Annotated in this window: 16 protein-coding genes; 4 read left to right on the forward strand and 12 right to left on the reverse strand. The window is 66.5% G+C overall.

Annotated features, from left to right (window positions below):
• Window positions 1-5 precede the first annotated feature (5 nt).
• The 3 genes from VGI12_11125 to ndhC are packed head-to-tail and all read right to left on the reverse strand — an operon-like array spanning window position 6 to window position 1,440.
• Window positions 6-455, reverse strand: a complete 450-nt coding sequence (locus VGI12_11125) for an NADH-quinone oxidoreductase subunit C (protein HEY2433214.1) — start codon at window positions 453-455, stop codon at window positions 6-8.
• Window positions 455-1,096, reverse strand: a complete 642-nt coding sequence (locus VGI12_11130) for an NADH-quinone oxidoreductase subunit B family protein (GenBank protein ID HEY2433215.1) — start codon at window positions 1,094-1,096, stop codon at window positions 455-457. The genes VGI12_11125 and VGI12_11130 overlap by 1 nt, the downstream gene beginning before the upstream one ends.
• Window positions 1,087-1,440, reverse strand: a complete 354-nt coding sequence (gene ndhC / locus VGI12_11135; GenBank protein ID HEY2433216.1) for an NADH-quinone oxidoreductase subunit A — start codon at window positions 1,438-1,440, stop codon at window positions 1,087-1,089. The genes VGI12_11130 and ndhC overlap by 10 nt, the downstream gene beginning before the upstream one ends.
• 116 nt (window positions 1,441-1,556) lie before the next feature.
• On the opposite strand from ndhC, the gene VGI12_11140 reads away from it, so the two are divergent.
• Window positions 1,557-3,284 (forward strand): GMC family oxidoreductase, encoded by a 1,728-nt coding sequence (locus VGI12_11140; protein HEY2433217.1) that lies wholly within the window; start codon window positions 1,557-1,559, stop codon window positions 3,282-3,284.
• Window positions 3,285-3,866 (forward strand): gluconate 2-dehydrogenase subunit 3 family protein, encoded by a 582-nt coding sequence (locus VGI12_11145; protein ID HEY2433218.1) that lies wholly within the window; start codon window positions 3,285-3,287, stop codon window positions 3,864-3,866. It begins immediately after the preceding gene.
• A gap of 24 nt (window positions 3,867-3,890) precedes the next feature.
• Here VGI12_11145 and VGI12_11150 read toward each other — a convergent pair whose 3' ends face one another.
• From VGI12_11150 to VGI12_11175, 6 genes are all read right to left on the reverse strand, one after another.
• Entirely contained in the window at window positions 3,891-4,205 is a 315-nt protein-coding gene (locus VGI12_11150) for a hypothetical protein (GenBank protein HEY2433219.1), read from the reverse strand.
• Between the two features lie 138 nt (window positions 4,206-4,343).
• The gene (locus tag VGI12_11155) at window positions 4,344-5,186 is read right to left on the reverse strand and encodes an SDR family NAD(P)-dependent oxidoreductase (protein HEY2433220.1); all 843 of its coding nucleotides are present in this window, start codon (window positions 5,184-5,186) and stop codon (window positions 4,344-4,346) included.
• 3 nt (window positions 5,187-5,189) lie between these two features.
• Window positions 5,190-5,930 carry an ABC transporter permease gene (locus VGI12_11160; protein ID HEY2433221.1) on the reverse strand — a complete coding sequence of 247 codons (741 nt, stop codon included), beginning with the start codon at window positions 5,928-5,930 and terminating at the stop codon, window positions 5,190-5,192.
• Window positions 5,931-5,932: 2 nt separating this feature from the next.
• Entirely contained in the window at window positions 5,933-6,784 is an 852-nt protein-coding gene (locus tag VGI12_11165; protein ID HEY2433222.1) for an ABC transporter ATP-binding protein, read from the reverse strand.
• Window positions 6,785-6,860: 76 nt separating this feature from the next.
• Window positions 6,861-9,620 (reverse strand): protein kinase, encoded by a 2,760-nt coding sequence (locus tag VGI12_11170; protein ID HEY2433223.1) that lies wholly within the window; start codon window positions 9,618-9,620, stop codon window positions 6,861-6,863.
• Window positions 9,620-10,189, reverse strand: a complete 570-nt coding sequence (locus VGI12_11175; GenBank protein ID HEY2433224.1) for an ECF-type sigma factor — start codon at window positions 10,187-10,189, stop codon at window positions 9,620-9,622. The genes VGI12_11170 and VGI12_11175 overlap by 1 nt, the downstream gene beginning before the upstream one ends.
• A gap of 85 nt (window positions 10,190-10,274) precedes the next feature.
• Here VGI12_11175 and VGI12_11180 point away from each other — a divergent pair, with 85 nt between their 5' ends.
• A complete protein-coding gene (locus VGI12_11180; protein HEY2433225.1) occupies window positions 10,275-10,790 on the forward strand; it encodes a hypothetical protein in 516 nt (171 codons plus the stop codon).
• Between the two features lie 37 nt (window positions 10,791-10,827).
• Here VGI12_11180 and VGI12_11185 read toward each other — a convergent pair whose 3' ends face one another.
• Both VGI12_11185 and VGI12_11190 read right to left on the reverse strand, forming a co-directional pair.
• Window positions 10,828-11,631, reverse strand: a complete 804-nt coding sequence (locus VGI12_11185) for a hypothetical protein (GenBank protein ID HEY2433226.1) — start codon at window positions 11,629-11,631, stop codon at window positions 10,828-10,830.
• 21 nt (window positions 11,632-11,652) lie between these two features.
• Window positions 11,653-14,475, reverse strand: a complete 2,823-nt coding sequence (locus VGI12_11190) for a pitrilysin family protein (protein HEY2433227.1) — start codon at window positions 14,473-14,475, stop codon at window positions 11,653-11,655.
• A gap of 88 nt (window positions 14,476-14,563) precedes the next feature.
• Here VGI12_11190 and VGI12_11195 point away from each other — a divergent pair, with 88 nt between their 5' ends.
• The gene (locus VGI12_11195) at window positions 14,564-15,880 is read left to right on the forward strand and encodes an MFS transporter (protein HEY2433228.1); all 1,317 of its coding nucleotides are present in this window, start codon (window positions 14,564-14,566) and stop codon (window positions 15,878-15,880) included.
• A 41-nt stretch (window positions 15,881-15,921) separates the two neighbouring features.
• Here VGI12_11195 and VGI12_11200 read toward each other — a convergent pair whose 3' ends face one another.
• Window positions 15,922-16,503 carry a histidine phosphatase family protein gene (locus VGI12_11200; protein ID HEY2433229.1) on the reverse strand — a complete coding sequence of 194 codons (582 nt, stop codon included), beginning with the start codon at window positions 16,501-16,503 and terminating at the stop codon, window positions 15,922-15,924.
• Between the last annotated feature and the right edge of the window lie 311 nt (window positions 16,504-16,814).

Below are 16,814 nucleotides of genomic sequence, written 5' to 3' on the forward strand. Positions count from 1 at the left end.
GTCGGCTATCTGTAGGGAGGATGCGGCGTGTCGACCGCGTAGGACTTGAGGAGCGGATGCCCCTCCCAGTCGTCGCCGAGCAGGATGCGCCGCAGATCGGGGTGGCCGTCGAAGCGGATGCCGAACATGTCGAAGCACTCGCGCTCCATCCAGTCCGCGCCGCGGAAGATCGGCACCAGCGACGGGCACGCCGTCTGCCCCGCGACGAGCCGCGTGCGCAGCTGCACCGAGATGTTCGCGTCGAGGTTGTCGAACCAGGCGACGACTTCGAGGCCGTCCGCCTTCCAGTCGATCGCCGTCAGGAAATTGAAAAAGGCGCAGCCGGCCGCGTCCTTGGCGACCCGCGCTGCCTCGAGCCAGCGCTCCGCCGCGACCTGCACGGTGATCGGCGACGCCGCCGGCGCCACCGTGCCGACGGCGGCGAGCAGCTCGCGCGCCCGCTCGAGGGTGATCACTAGTCCACCTTCTCGTTGGCGTCGGCGCGCTTCCCGGTCCGGCGGAAGTGCGCGATCTGGTCCTGGAGCAGCAGCAATCCGTTCAGCAGCGACTCGGGCGGCGGCGGGCAGCCCGGCACATAGACGTCCACCGGCACGACCCGATCCACCCCCTTGACGACGTGATAGCCGTGGCGAAAGGGGCCGCCGGAATTCGCGCACGAGCCCATCGAGACGACCCACTTCGGATCCGGCATCTGTTCGTAGATACGCTCGAGCATCGGCGCCATCTTGATCGTCACCGTGCCCGACACGATCATCAGATCCGAGTGCCGCGGCGACGCCCATGGCACCATGCCGAGCCGCTCGACGTCGAAGCGCGACGCGAACGTCGCCATCATCTCGATGGCACAGCAGGCCAGCCCGAACGAGACCGGCCACACGGACGATTTCCTCGCCCAGTTGAAGAACCCGTCGGCCACCGTTGTCAGCGCGAAACCGCCGGGAAAGTTGTGGAGGCCTTCAGTGAGCTGCTCGAAGAACGGGGAATGCTTGTCGCCGCGCTCCGGTCGGCGCTGATGGTGGGTCTCCCACTCCTGCAGATCCTTGATGTCTTTCCAGAACGGGACGGGAATCTGGGGAATGGGCGGCTTTATTTCCACTCGAGGATCCCCTCCCGGTAGGCATACACCCACGCGAGACTCAGGATGCCGACGAAGCCCAGCATCGCCTTCAGGCCGCCCATCCCGAGCGCCCGCATCGTCACCGCCCACGGAAAGAGGAACACCGCGAGCGTGTCGAACACGAGGAAGATCAATGCGACGAGGTAGAACCCGACCGGGAACTGCACCCACGCTTCGCCAATCGGCGGCGCGCCGCACTCGTAGTTCTCGGATTTCGAGCCCGCCGGACGCGCCGGCCGGACGAGCCAGGCGCCGGCGAGCGAGACGGCCGCGAACGCGAGGATCAGCCCGAGAAAAACGGCGAGAGGCAGATACCCCGACATTATCCAGCGGCACTCGTTCGCATGTGTGATCGTAGCAGCGGACCGGAACCGGACAGGAGCATAACATGCAGGCTGTCTCCCGTCGGTTCTGGCGTTACAATCGCGGCGAACCACCCATGCAGATCATCCGCAACCGCACCCTCTACGACGTCGTCATCATCGGCTCCGGCGCCGGCGGCGGCATGGCCGCCAAGGTGCTCACCGAGGCTGGCGCCAACGTGCTCATGCTCGAGGCCGGGCCGATGTGGGATCCGGTGAAGGACTCCAACATGATGCGGTGGAACTACGACTCGCCGCGCCGCGGCGGATCGATTCCCGCCCGGCAGGGGGGCGAGTACGACGCCGCCCTTGGCGGCTGGACGCTCGACGGCGAACCGTATACCAATGCGCCCGGCAGCGAGTTCGGGTGGTTCCGCTCCCGCATGCTCGGCGGCCGCACCAATCATTGGGGACGCATCTCGTTGAGATTCGGCCCCGACGACTTCCGCCGGAAGAGCGTCGACGGCCTCGGCGACGACTGGCCGATCACCTACGACGACATCAAGCCGTACTACGACGAGGTCGACAAGCTCGTCGGCGTGTTCGGAGCCAACCTCGGGCCGCGGTTCCCGAACGAACCCGACGGCATCTGGCTGCCGCCGCCGCAACCGCGCTGCTACGAGCACCTGATCAGGCAGGCGTCGGAAAAGCTTGACATCCCGTGCGTAACGGCGCGCCTGTCGATCCTGACCCGCCCGCACAACGGCCGCGCCGCCTGCCATTACTGCGGCCAGTGCAACCGCGGCTGCATGACGCACTCGAACTTCTCGTCGCCGTCGGTGCTGCTGCCGCCGGCCATGGCGACGGGGCGCCTGCAGATCGTTGCTGGCGCGATGGCGCGCGAGGTGACGGTCGACGCGAACGGGCTCGCCGACGGCGTCGCCTATATCGACAAGGCGACCGGCCAGGACAACCATGTCCGCGGACGGATCGTCGTGCTCGCGGCGAGCGCGTGCGAGTCGGCGCGCATCCTGCTCAACTCGAGGTCGGCGAGGTTCCCGCAGGGGCTTGGCAACTCGACCGGCAACGTCGGCCGTTACCTGACCGACTCGACCGGCCTCGGCGTGACCGGCTTCATCCCGTCGATGATGGACATGCCGCCGCACAACGAAGACGGCGTCGGCGGCATGCACCTCTACATGCCGTGGTGGCTCGACAACAAGAAGCTCGATTTCCCGCGCGGCTATCACATCGAGATCAGCGGCGGTCGCCGCATGCCGGGTGGCGGCTTCGGCGGCGGCATCCAGAACCACACCGGCACCGACGCGTCAGGCGCCGCGCTCGACTTCGGCGGGTATGGCGCGAAGCTGAAGAACGATTACCGGCGCCTCTACGGCGCGACGGTCAATTTCGCCGGACGCGGCGAGATGATCCCGAACCGGGACACCTATCTCGACCTCGATCCGCGCACCGTCGACAAGTGGGGCATCCCGGTGCTGCGCTTCCATTTCGCCTGGAGCGACAACGAGCGCAAGCAGGGCAAGCACATGCAGGAAACCTTCCGCGCCATCATCCAGCAGATGGGCGGCACGCCGATGTCCTCGATGCCGGGGCCGGAGGACGACTACGGTCTGGCGGCCGGCGGGCGCATCATCCACGAGCTCGGCGTCACGCGCATGGGCAGCGCCCCGTCCACGTCCGTGCTCAACAAGTACTGCCAGGCGCACGACGCGAAGAACGTGTTCGTCACCGACGGCGGGCCGTTCGTCTCGCAGGCCGACAAGAACTGTACGTGGACGATCCTCGCGCTGTCGATGCGCACCAGCACCTACATCGCCGAGCAGCGGAAGGCGGGAGCCCTGTAAATGGACAAGATCAATCGCCGGACGGTATTGCAGCTGCTCGGCGCCGCGCCGGTGGCGGCCGGTTTTACGTGGACCGACGCGGAAGCGGCGCAGGCCGCGACCGCCGCGCAATCGGCGCGCACGGCTCCCTTCACCCCGACGTTCTTCACGGCGCACGAATACGCGACGGTCCGCGTGCTCGTCGATCTGATCATTCCCAGGGACGACCGGTCCGGCAGCGCCACCGACGCCGGCGTCCCCGAGTTCATGGACTTCATGCTGGACGAACAGCCGAACCGCCAGACCGCGATGCGCGGCGGTCTCGCCTGGCTCGATCGTCAATGCGAGCTGCGCTACGAGAAGCGCTTCGTCGACTGCGCCGCCGATCAGCGCGCCGCCGTCCTCGACGACATCGCGTGGCCGAAGACGGCGAAGCCGGAGTTCCGCCACGGCGTCGCCTTCTTCAACAGCTTCCGCGATCTCACCGCGTCGGGCTTCTTCTCGAGCCAGATGGGCGTGCAGGACCTGAAATACCTCGGCAATGTGATGGTCGCCGAGTGGAAGGGCTGCCCGCCCGAGGCGCTGAAGAAACTGGGCGTGTAGTCGCCGCCGCGAGGCGGCCCGCTCTTACGCCGCCTTGCCGGCGACGGCCGTCACGACCGCCCTGCCCTGCTCGTAGTGATAGGTAATGACGACGTCGTCGCCGATGTCGCACTGGCCGCTCCGCGTCGCCGCCGGCGCGAGGGTGTACGTGGCTTCCCTCTTCTTGTCGTCCGATGGGGTCAGCACGATCGTCGTGGTGTCGATCTTCTTGATCACACCTTTGCGCGTGGCCGAGGCCGGGGTGCTCTGCGCCGCGCTGGCGCTGACGATCTGCGACGTATAGCCTGCGCCCAGCGTCAGTGCGAGGGCGAACATCACCGTGCGAGTATTCGTTCTCATGCGATCGTGTTCTCCGTAATATGAGTCAATGAAATCCCGACAACCCAGTCGGTGAGATCGATTGAAGCACGGAGCGCGCGGCGCATCGAGCGCCTTCTTCTGATGACGCGCATGCCGCGACGTCATATTTCGTAAGCGTTACGGTTCGTCCTTCGCTTGCGAGCGATCGCCGCCCCTCGCCGCCAGCCGTCGCTTGATCGCACGTGACAACCATGGCGTAAAACGTTCGATCGCCACCAGAATTTTCCCGTGCCCGGTGATGATGGCCTCGGACTGTCCGCGTGCCACCGCTCGCAGCATCTGACGCACGGCTTTGTCGACCGGCATCACCAGCCACGCCGGAATCGGATCCGCGGCCGCGGCGTGCAGGGTTCCCTGGTTGTCGACGCGGCGAATGTTGCTGGCGACGAATCCCGGACTGATCAGGGTCACCGTGACGCCGTCGCGACGGAGCTCAGGCGTGATCGCGTCGGCGAGCGCGCGCACGGCGAACTTGCTCAGCGCGTATGGCGACGAGTTCGGCGTGGCCGACCAGCCGGCGACGCTGCCGACGATCACCACGTTGCCGCAGGTCTTGTCGATTTCGGGCAGCGCCGCCTGGATCGTTCGCAGCACGCCGAACACGTTGGTCTCGAGCTGGCGGCGGTAGTCGCTCAGCGAGAGGTCCCGGAATGCTCCGACGATGCCGAACCCGGCATTCGCGATGACCACGTCCAGGCGTCCCCAGCGGCGGACCGATTCGGCGACCGCGCTTTCGACGTCACCATCGCGGGTCACGTCGCATGGCACGACGAGCGGATGCGGTTGCCCCGCGTCGGTCATCCGCTTCGCGACGGCCTCGAGCGCGCCGGCGCGGCGCGCCGCCAGCGTCACCTGGGCGCCCGCTTGACCGAGCTGCCAGGCGAGCTCTTCGCCGATCCCGGATGACGCGCCCGTGATCAGGACGGCCTTCCCCTGAAAGAACGCGGACGTTGCAGTCATCAGCTATTCCCAGCGAAAGAGCTTGCTCGACAGCGCGATGCACACCGCAAACACGATCACAAGCGCCGCGACATCCGTCAGGTGCGCCTGCCAGCCCTCACCCTTCATGATCCCCTCGAGGAGCGACACCACATAGGTGATCGGCATGACGCGCGAGAGCGCCCGCCAGACGGGGGGCAGCGCCGCGATCGGATAGAAGAGCCCCGACAGCGCCAGCATCGGGTAGAGCACCAACGTCGCCAACGGTTGCGCGAATCTGGCCGTCGAGACGACGCTGGCGATCACGAACCCGAGCGCCAGAATCGCCCACGTCGAGAGCAGCAGCGCCAGCGTGAACGAGACCAGGGGAATGTGCATGCTCGCCGGGAAGAATCGGCGTCCGGCGAGGGCGAGCAAGAGAAAGGTCACTGCCGTGAACAGCAGCTTGGTGAGGACGTGCGCGACGAGAATGGTCGACGGCCGCAGCGGCGTCGCGCGCAGCCGCTTGAGGATGCCCGACTCGCGGTAGATGGCGACGATCGTCACCAGCGAGAGAACGGCGTTGATCGCGATCATGACGCCGCCCAGGGTGGCGATGCCGTAGGCCATGAACGGCAGGCTCTCCGGCACAGGCCGGCCGCGGCTGAACAGCCGGCCGAGAAACAGGTAGACGAGGACGGGCACGCCGAGCGTGCCGATCGCCCCGAGCGGCTCGCGCAGGAAGATCTTGATCTCCAGCCAGGTCAGACGCAGTAGACCGCGCATGCTCAATCCCGAATCGCGTGGCCGGTGAGACGGAGAAACACGTCCTCCAGCGACGGATGCACCGTCCGGAAGTCGGTCACGGTGATCGCGCTCTCCGACACGCACTGAATGACGTCGCCGATGAAGCCGTCGCCGCGCCCCTGGATCGTGAAGCGGGTGTCCTGCCGCTGCACGTCGGACACATGCGGAATGGCGCGGAAGCGCGATTCCGCGTCCGGATTGATCGTCGTCAACACCACCGTCCGCTCCGGACAGTGCCGCGCGATCAGCGCTGCCGGCGTGTCGATGTCGATGGTCCGTCCGTGCTCGATGATCGCGACGCGGTCGCAGAGCCGCTCCGCCTCTTCCATCAGGTGGGTCGTCAGGAACACCGTCTTGCCGCGCGCGCGGATGCCGCGGATCAGGTCCCAGATGGCGCGGCGCGCCTGCGGATCCAGCCCGGTGGTCAGCTCGTCGAGGAAGACCAGCTCGGGATCGTTGACGAGCGCCAGCGCGATGAAGAGACGCTGTTTCTGTCCGCCAGACAGCGTCGTGAACCACGCGTCGCGCTTTTCGGAGAGGCCCAGCTGCTCGAGCAGCCGATCGCCATCGGCGGCCGGTTTACGGTAGAGCGCGCACCACAAGTGCACAGCTTCGCGCACCTTGATGCGCTTCTGCAGCTGCGCCTGCTGCAGCTGCACGCCGATGCGCTGCTGGAGGCGGTAGACGTCCTTGAACGGATCGAGACCGAGGACGCGGACCGTGCCCCGGTCGAAGGTCCTCAGGCCTTCCACACACTCCATCGTCGTCGTCTTGCCGGCACCGTTGGGGCCGATCAGGCCGAAGGTCTCCCCTTCGATGACGTCGAACGACACGTCGTCGACGGCGACGAGCTGGCCGTAGGTCTTGCGGACGCCGGAGACGGTGATGACGGGCGCGATGGCTACCAGTTTACTTGGCGTGCAGGCTGGTCCAGTTGAGGACGATGCCTACCGGCGCTGGCTGGCCCGAGGCCTGCGGAACCAGGGCGAGAAAGCGCTGGCCGTCTCTTGTCGGGGAATACATGGATCCGCGGAATTCGAAGAGCGGATGCGGCATACTGACCTTCACCGGATCCCCCCCCGAAACGTCGGCGGCCATCAGGTGTCCGGCGGCAATAAAGTAGAGTTCGTGGCCGTCCGCGCGCCACCGAGGGTAGGCGACGCTGCCGCCTGAAACAAGGGTTCGGCGGCTGCTGCGGATCGGCTGCACGTACAACGCGCTCCTTCCGACCACACTCGCGATCAGATCGCCCTTCCGTGTGACGGCGGCATCACCGAAATCGATGTTCGCATTCTCTGCCGAGTTTATGATGCGCGCGTTGCCGGAGGATAACTCCCACAAATCGGCTGAGAACCGGCCCGGCGCGCCATACAGCAGCGAACCGGTCTCTGACCAGCCGAGCGGCCACTTCATGTCTTTGTCAGGCTGATTCGCCACGAGCTGCTCGCTGCCACTTCCATCCACGCGAATCGAGTAGATACTGTCGTGAAAGACCTCGCCCGGCTTTCTGAACAGCACGCGATCGCCATTGGGTGACCACAGAACCGGGGCTCCGGAACCCACTGTCAGCTGTTGCGGCGCAGCTCGAGCGAGATCGATCGCCCAAAGGAGAAGTTTCGATCCGTCGGAGCGCGCCACAACGGCTTGGCTGTCATCGGGCGACAGTTGCACCGATTGGAACACCGCCGCGTCCCAGATCGCCGGCCCTACGCCACCGTTCCTCGAGAGCCAGGTGAGCTGGGACGGAGAGCGACCCAGTGATGATCGGTAGACGACCGTGCTGTCCGAGACGGCAAACGCCTGACTGGATGCATCGTCGATGTCTACGTCCTTGGCCACGAGCACCTGATCGGCCGACAGGCGCCAGTGTTTTTCGTCCAGCGCCTGTGCCACCACGGACCCGTTGAGCGCAAACACCAGCATGCCGCCGAAGACATATGCTTGCGTCACACCGCGCCCCAGGTTCCACGAGCTGTTGCGCTGCAGTTCGATGATCCCGCGATCGGCGAGCGATCCGATCTCGATGCTCACGACACCGTCCTTGACCCTTGTAAAGAGGAAGTGCGCGCCGTCGGCGAGAAAGCTCGGAAACCGGTGTAAGTCGTCCAGCTGCTGCGGCGTCGTCACCGGCGACGCCTGACCGCCGTCATCAGCAACTCGGTGGATGCCGCTGTGTTGTTCGGGCACAAACAGGATCGTGTGCCCTCCCCACGTCCCTCCGCGGGGGTTCGGTGCAGGACAGAGCTCATGGATCACGCCGCTCGCCACATCGATACTTTTCAGCTTCCCGTCGGCAAAGAACCCCAACCTGCGGCCCTCCGGCGACCAGAACAGAAAACGGCTTCCCGCGGTCCCGGGAAGCGATCGCGCGTCGGCGTCACCGACGAGCGAACGAACCCAGATGAGCGGCGGCGCGCTCCTGTCACGCGGATGGCCGACAAAGGCCAGCTGTAGCCCGTCCCGCGACAACGCGAAGGAGCTTGCCCGATCGATCCCATCGGGGATGGCAATCAACTTCCGCATCAAGGCCGGCGCAGGGGCGCGGCGCGCGTTCCAGACGACGAACGACCCTGCCGCGATCGCGAGGGCGGCCGCCAGTGCGGCGACGGCCCACGCCACGCGATCGCGCAACGGCGCAGCGGCCTGCCCTTCCGCCGGCGCGCCAGCCGTGAGGCGACCGGAGGCGACCCACTCGAGCTCGTGACGCAGGTCCACTACCGACTGCCAGCGATCGTCGGGCTCTTTCGCCAGACACCGGTCGACGATCCTCTGCAGCGGTGGCGGCAAGCCTCGCACGCTCGCGGCGAGCGGCGGCGGCTGCGCCCCGAGAATCGCGGCGCCGATGGTCGCGTCCGATTCCCCATCGAACGGCAGGCGCGCCGTCAGCATCTGGTACAGCACGCAGCCGAACGCCCACACGTCGCTGCGCGCGTCCGCCTCCGCGCCCTGCAATTGCTCCGGCGACATGTAGCGCAGTGTGCCGAGCAGCATGCCGGTCTTCGTCACGTTATGCGACGGCGTGCGCGTGCTGCGCGCCAGCCCGAAATCGAGCAGCTTCGCCCCCGACTTCGTCAGCATGACGTTGCCGGGCTTCAAATCGCGATGGACGATGCCGAGCGCGTGCGCCTTGTCGAGTGCGTCGGCGATCTCGATCGCGCAGGCGAGAGCCTTGTCGACCGGCAGCGGTCCCTTGCGCAGGCGGTCGCTCAAGAGCTCGCCGTCGACGTACTCCATAACGATGAAGTCGGTGCCGGCCTCGCGGCCCACGTCGAACAGGGTGCAGATGTGCGGATGATTCAGCGACCCCAGCAGCTTCGCCTCGCGCTCGAACCGCGCCAGCCGATCGCGGTCGCTGGCAAACAACACCGGCAGCACCTTGATCGCCACGTCGCGGCCGAGGCGTCCGTCGCGCGCGCGGTAGACCTCGCCCATCCCGCCCGCGCCGATGACCGTGTCGATCTCGTACGGTCCCAGCCGCGAGCCCCGCGCCAGGGTCGACAGGGACACGATCCCGGTCAACGGGCCGTCGGACGCGAGCATTTCCATCAGCTCGCGCCGCACCGCTTCGTCGGGACAGCGCGCCGTCAGAAACGCCGCACGCGCCGAATCGGGCAGCGCCGCCGCCTCGATCAGCCACTGCTTCGCTTGCTGCCACGTCTTAGCGTCCATCAGTCCTGCTTCAGCTGTCGTCGGAGGAAGAATCGTGCACTGGCGACTTCGCGGCGAATCGTCGCGGGCGACAGGTGCATGGCGTCGGCAACTTCCTGCTCGGTGAGGCCGCCGAAATAGCGCAACTCGACGATCTGGGCCTGGCGTGCGTCGAGCGTCGCCAGTTCTTCGAGCGCGAAATGCAGCGCGAGGACGTCGACATCGCCGGTCGAGGGAGCGGCGATATTCGAGACGGACCGATCGGCACGGCGTCCTGCGCCTCGTTTCGCCGTCCGGTGCTTGCGGGCGTGGTCGACCAGGACCTGTCGCATCAGATGGGCGGCGATGCTGAAGAAATGACCGCGCCCTTCCCACGCGACGTCGCTATCGACCAGCCGCAGATAGGCCTCGTTGACCAATGCGGTCGGCTGCAGCGTGTGGTCCGGCCGTTCGCGGCGCATGTACGCGCCCGCAATACGTCTGAGCTCCCGTTCGACGGCCGCGACAAGACGGGGGTCGGGCTGACCGCCATTCTCGCGCCATCGCTGGAGCATGCCCGTCACGTCTGCCTTCGAAAGGCCTTCAGGCATCGAAAAACTGTCCGGTGGCTGCGTAGCTTAAACGAAATGAGCGGTTTTTCCCCCGGTCCGCGCACGTGGCGGCCAGGAGGGAAAGATGCGGACACTTCTGGCCGCGGGCCTGCTGGGCATAGCGGCAACGTCACACGCGACCGCGTGCGAGACGGCGCTCCCTGACCACGTTCGCATTCTCGACTGCCGGCTCGCCGCGGCGGTCGCGGACGGAGCCGCCCGGTCGCCGATCCTCAAGGACCTGCTCGAACGCGTCGAACGCACGGACGGTCTCGTCTTCGTGACGCAACCGCCGATGGTCGGTCCTGCGACGCGGCTGCTCGGAGGCTTGTCGCACAACGTCTCGACGGCCGGCCGCTATCGCGTGCTCAGGATCTTCTTTTCGGCAAGGGTTGACGACCACGGGGTCGCCGTCGTCGGGCACGAACTGCGTCACGCGCTCGAACTGCTCGAGCTGTCGACGGCGCGCTCGCGGGCGGAGGTCGACGAGCTGTTCGATCGACTCGGCTGGCGCTCGGGGACGGATGTCGTCGAAACCCAGGCTGCCGTCGACGCGGGCTATGCCATCGAGCGGGAACTCACCGCCGCGAAGCGCCGCTGACGCGAGAGTCTCTGAACCGCGACTGGGCCCCAGACCTTCAGGTCCGGCTCGCGCGGAACGCCGCAATCGTGTCGACGGCGGCGCGAACCAGCGCGCCCAACTGGTCGGGCTTCAGCTGGCCGGTGTCGAGCCTCTGCTGGCTTGGGTCGAAACCGGGCAGCCGCAGCTGCGACGAGAACGTCACCAGCACCCAGTCCCCGTCCCCTTCGACGATCCAACCCTGGTGACCACGGAAGAAGTCGAGCACCGGCGTCGTGAACGCGTCGCGAACGGCAGCCTGGTCGCCGTTGCGGACGAGGTAACGGACATCGGGCCGATCGCTGAAGCGCCATCCTGGCTGAATACTGGCCATCCCCTCGGCGAGCGACATCAGCGCGTGCGCGGCTCTTCCCATCGCGTCGCCGGCCTGCTGCGCGACCGTCGCTTCCGCTTCCCTGGCCGCAGCGCTCTTGTCGGGCTCGATCGCAAACGGCGGCAGCCCAAGCTGGGAGCCCTTCGCGCAGGCGATCGTCGCCGTCGCGACGTGGTTGTGGTAATGCACCCCGGTGAACCCGATGACCCGCGGGTCGTTGAACATGTAGTCGAAGACAATCACCTCGACCCCGGCGATGCTGCCGCCCAGGATCGGCGCGGCGTCGCGGCTCGTGCCGGTGTTGAGCAGCTCGAACGGCGGCAAATCTGGGGGCAGCGCATCGATCGGCATCAGTCCGAGCATCGCCCCGGGTTCGGCCAGCTGGCGGGCGCGATGCGAGTTCGCCGCCCGCAGCAGCGCGCGCATGCCGAGCGCGGCCAGCGCGACGACGACCGCGACGGTGCCGAGTGCGATGAAGGGACCCGTCATCGGCGTGTTATGGCACCGTCGCTATTTGTAGACGCCGGCCGCCTTGAAGTCGCCAGCCTTGACGATTGACAGCGCGGCGGGATCGATGTGTCTGCGGAATGCCGCGTTCACCTGATCGGCGGTGAGCGCGGCAATCTTCTTCTCGAGATCCGCGTCCCACTGCAGCGGACGGTCGATCTGTTCGTGCGATACCATCAGCGCGACCAGCGCGGCATCCGTCGCGCGGCCAACCAGGCGCGAGTCGAGCCACGCCTTCTTCGCGCCGTCCACTTCCGCCGCGGTGAATCCCTTCTCGGACACGCTTTTCAGCTCGTCGACGAAGCTCGCCTCGACCTTCGGCCCGGCGCCCGGGTTGAGACTCACCGTTCCGGACAGCATCGCCGAGTCCCCCTCGGCCGGCACCGTGATGCGCGCGTTGGCGCCGTAGCTCAAGCCCTCGCGGTTCCGGATGCGATCCGAGATGCGTGACGTGATCGGTTCCCCGAACAGGTAGCTCGCCAGCACCATCGCCGGGTAGTCGGGATCGTTCTGTGACATCTCGAAGCGCTCGCCGGCGAGGAACTCGGCGTTGGCCTTGTCGGGCGTCTCGATCTTCTCGTTGATCGGCGCCACCGCTTTGAACGGAGGGGCGAGCGCGCGATACGGCTCACGGCTCTTCCATACGCCGAACAGCGCTTCCGAGTCTTTCTTGATCGCCGCCGGGTCCACCGGCCCGACGATGGCCAGCACGCCGTCGCTCGCGCCGTAAAAGCGATCATGGAAGCGCCGCGCATCCTCCAGCGTCACCGTGCGGAGGTCCGGAATCTGCTCCTCCCGCGTCGGCACGTACTGCGCATCGCTCGCCGCAAAAGGACTGAGATGGCGGTTCAGCAGATCGCTCGCGAGTTGATTCGGCTCGGTCGGCGTCAGTTCGAGCGCCTTCAGCCGCTGCGTCTTCAGGCGATCGAAGGCGTCCTGAGGATAGGCCGGCGTCCGGAGGATCTCGGCCGCAAGGTGGAGCGCCGTCTCGAAGTTCTCGGCCGGCGCGGTGATGGTGGCGCTGACCGTCCCGAGTGCGCCGCCGCCTGCGCCGCCGCCGCGACCGCCGCGCCCGGCGCCGGCGCCGCCGCCGACCGTCACCTGCGCGTTCAGTTTGCTCAAGGCCTCTTGCAGTTGCTCGCGGGTGTGGTTGGTCGTCCCGTCCATCAGCAACGCGCCGGCCATCGACGCCGGCTCGCGCTGGCCCCGGAGTGACGTCGCATCGCCAAAACGAAGGTCGACGCGCCCGATGACGATGTTGTTCGCGGTCTTCTTCGGAAGGACGGCGACCTTCATGCCGTTCGCCAGCGTCGAGCGGACGATGCGCTGCTCGATGTTCGGGATGGTCGGATCGAACGACTCGGCGCGCGCGACCTTGACCGTGCTGGTGTAGTTCTTCAGTATCTCTTTCAGATCGGGCGCCGCGCTGATCACGCTGCGATCCGGCGCGGCGTCGGGAATGTAGTAGCCGACCGTGCGATTCGACGGCTTGAAGTAGGCCTTGGCGACACGGACGATCTCGCCCGGCGTCACCGAGTCGAGCCGGTCGTGCTGCAGGAACATCAGCCGCCAGTCCCCCTGCGCGATCGCGGTGTTGAGCGCACCGGTGGCGATCGCCTGCGGGTTCGACAGGTTGTTCTCGAGCCCGCGCAGCATCTGGCTGACGACGCGGTCCACCTCCTGCGCTGACGGTGGATTCGCGATCACGTCGTCGATCGTCTTGAAGAGGGCGTCGCGCGCTTTGTCGAGGGACTGATCCTGATTGAGGTTCGCCGACACCATCACCAGACCCGGGTCGTACTCCAGCTGGAAACCCATCGACGCCGACTCGGCGAGGTTGGCGTCGACCAGCGCCTTGGCGAGGCGTCCTTCCTGCCCCCCTCCGCCTCCGCCGCCGCGACCGCCGCGACCGCCCCCGCCGCTCATGATGCCGGCCAGCACCTGCAGCGCCGCCGCGTCGGGATGCGAGGCCGACACGGCGTGATAGGCGACGATGACGTTCTGCCCCTGCCCGACGCGGCGCAGCGCGACGAAGCGTTCGCCGTCCTGCGGCGGCTCGACGGTGTAGGTCTGGTCGAGCACCCGGGTCGGCCGCGGGAGTGCGCCGAGCGTGACGGCGACCATCTGCAGCGTCTTCGTTTCGTCGATGCGCCCGGTGATCGTCAGCACCGCGTTGTCGGGCTGATAGAACTTCCGGTAGAACTCGGCCAGCCGATTGACCGGCACGCGTTCGAGATCGTCCTTCGATCCGATCGTCGACTTGCCGTAGTTGTGCCAGAGGTAGGCGGTCGAGGCGACGCGCTCGCGCAGGATGGAGGCCGGGTTGTTCTCGCCGCGCTCGAACTCGTTGCGCACCACCGTCATCTCGGTGTCGAGGATTTCCTTGGTGAACTTGACGTTGACCATGCGGTCGGCTTCGAGGCCGAGCGCCCACTGCAGGTTGTCGTCGGTCGAGGGGATCGTCTCGTAGTAGTTCGTCCGATCGTCGCTCGTCGTGCCGTTCCAGGCCGAAGTGTGGGCGGTGATCTCGTTCTTGATCTTACGGCCGCCGGTCGTCTCGATGAAGTCCATGTGCTCGAGCAGGTGCGCCATGCCGGTCTCGCCGTAGCCCTCGTGGCGCGAGCCGACCAGATAGGTCACGTTGATCGTGATCTTCGGCTCGCCGGCGTCGGGATAGAGCAGCACGCGGAGGCCGTTCGGGTAGTCGTATTCGGTGATGCCGCCCATCGACGGACCCTTGGTGACGCCGGTCGGCAACGCCGGCTGTGCCGCGAGCGCGGCGACTCCGAGGACGAATCCCCCGACAACGATCAACTTCCTGTTCATATGCGCCCCTAATCTAACTCGGTTCTGTCGAGCCACCACGACCCCTCGCCTGTCGCCCATCGCCCATCGTGGTACCATGCGCCCACCGATGAATCCGACGATCCGCCTCAAGCTGATTCTGATGATGGTATTGGAATTCTTCATCTGGGGAGCCTGGTACCCGTTGATCTTCGGCTACCTTCCGAGCGTCGGCTTCTCACCGGCCGAGCAGACCTGGATCCTCAGCACCTTCCCGGTCGCCGCGATCATCGGCATGTTCTTCAGCAATCAGTTCGCCGATCGCAACTTCGCCGCGGAGCGGTTCCTGGCGGCGAGTCATCTCATCGGCGGCGTCGCGATGATCGCGCTCTTCTTCACGCAGAGCTTCTGGCCATTCTTCGGCTTCATGCTGATTCACTGCCTGCTCTACGTGCCGACGATCTCGATCACCAACTCGATCTCCTTCGCCAACATGAAGGATGCGCAGAAGGAATTCGGCATCGTTCGCATGGGCGGCACGATCGGCTGGGTGCTGGCGGCGTGGCCGATGACGTTCATCCTCGTCGACTGGGACAAGGTGCACGCGACCGCGACGACCGGCTTCGTCGACTGGCTCGGCACCGTGCTCGGCTCGGGGCTGACCGGCGCGGCGCTGGCGGCCGGCACGAAGTGGGTGTTCATCGTCGCCGGCATCGCGTCGCTGATCCTCGCCGCCTTCAGCCTGACGCTCCCGCACACGCCGCCGAAGAAGGTGACGGCCGGCTCCGACAAGTTCGCATGGCTCGAGGCGCTGAAGCTGCTGGCCGCGCCGTTCATACTCGTGCTGTTCGTCGTCACGTTTATCGACTCCACGGTGCACAACCTCTTCTTCAACTGGACGGGCTCGTTCCTCGGCACGGCCGTGGCCGCCGGCGGCGTCGGCATTCCGGGGAACTGGATCATGCCGGTGATGAGCATCGGCCAGGTCGCCGAGATTTCGACGATGGCGATTCTCGGGATCACGCTGAAACGATTCGGCTGGCGAACGACGATGATCCTGGGGATCATGGGGCATGCGGCGCGTTTCGCTGTGTTCGCATTCTTTCCGCAGTACAAGGCCGCGATCATCCTGATCAACGTGATCCACGGCGTCGCCTATGCGTTCTTCTTCGCGACCGTCTACATCTTCGTCGACGAGTTCTTCCCGAAGGACGTACGCGCCAGCGCGCAGGGGTTGTTCAACCTGATGATTCTCGGCCTCGGCCCGCTCGTGGCCAACGTCATCGGTCCGAAGCTGATGGGCGAGACGTTCAAGACGGCGGCAGGCGTCGACTTCCGCAGCCTGTTCCTCGTGCCGCTCGGCATGGCGATCCTCGCGGCGGTGCTGCTGGCGGCGGCGTTCCGCCCGCCGGCGAAGCGAAGCGCGCAGGTCGCCGCGCACGCGTAGCGCAGGACTTCAGCCCTGCCGCGCACATGTAGCGCAGGGCTTCAGCCCTGCCTGGCCGCGGCGATGTCATGCTCGAATTCCGCGACGCCCCAGTAGCCGGGCGGGAACCTCCTCGGTCCTCGCCATCCTCGTCGCCGGAGCTCTCGAGCGAGAAATCGATTGAAGATCCCATGGCCCACCGCCATGACAGACTCGTGCTCGGCAGCAAGAGCCGCCAGACGGTCGGCTATTCGCACAGCCCTCACACGCGTCGCGGTCGCGGTCTCGCTGGCCCCGCCCCAATTGAGGAACCACGCCAGACGGGCGATCACAATCCACGCACCGGGGGACAGCCTTAATGCGATGCCGAGCGATTCCGGGAGCGGAGCCTCGCGCAAACCGGCATCAAGGATGATGCTGCGCGTAGGCGCGAGCCACTCGGCCGACTCGCGAGCCCTGCGCAGATCGCTAGCGACGATACAGGCCGCCGCTGACGCCAACTCGCGGGCTGTCGGTGGCGGCGCGACGTCCTGAGCGACACCGACCGCGTCGTAACGGCGTACCCAGTCGCCAATTGCGCGTCCGGGGATCAGTGCCGTGCTGACACCCCCCGGTCTGCGGTGACGAACGAGGACGATGCGCATCGTTCACTGCCTTGCCGCGCGTGGTGCGACGAACGCGGCGATAACGCCTGCGACGTTGATGTGGACGACCAAGGCTCTGCGCCCTCTGCGTGATGTACGTGCGTGACTGCCGCTGCAAACGCCAGGCAGGCTGAAGGCCTGCGCTACTTCAGTTGCAAAACGCCAGGCAGGTCTGAAGACCTGCGCTACTTCAGTTGCAAACGCCAGGCAGGCTGAAGGCCTGCGCTACTTCAGTTGCAAACGCCAGGCAGGTCGGAAGGCCTGCGCTACTTCACTTGCAAACGCCAGGCAGGTCGGAAGGCCTGCGCTAC

The organism is Vicinamibacterales bacterium, assembly GCA_036496585.1.
In the GTDB taxonomy this organism is placed as follows: domain Bacteria; phylum Acidobacteriota; class Vicinamibacteria; order Vicinamibacterales; family 2-12-FULL-66-21; genus JAICSD01.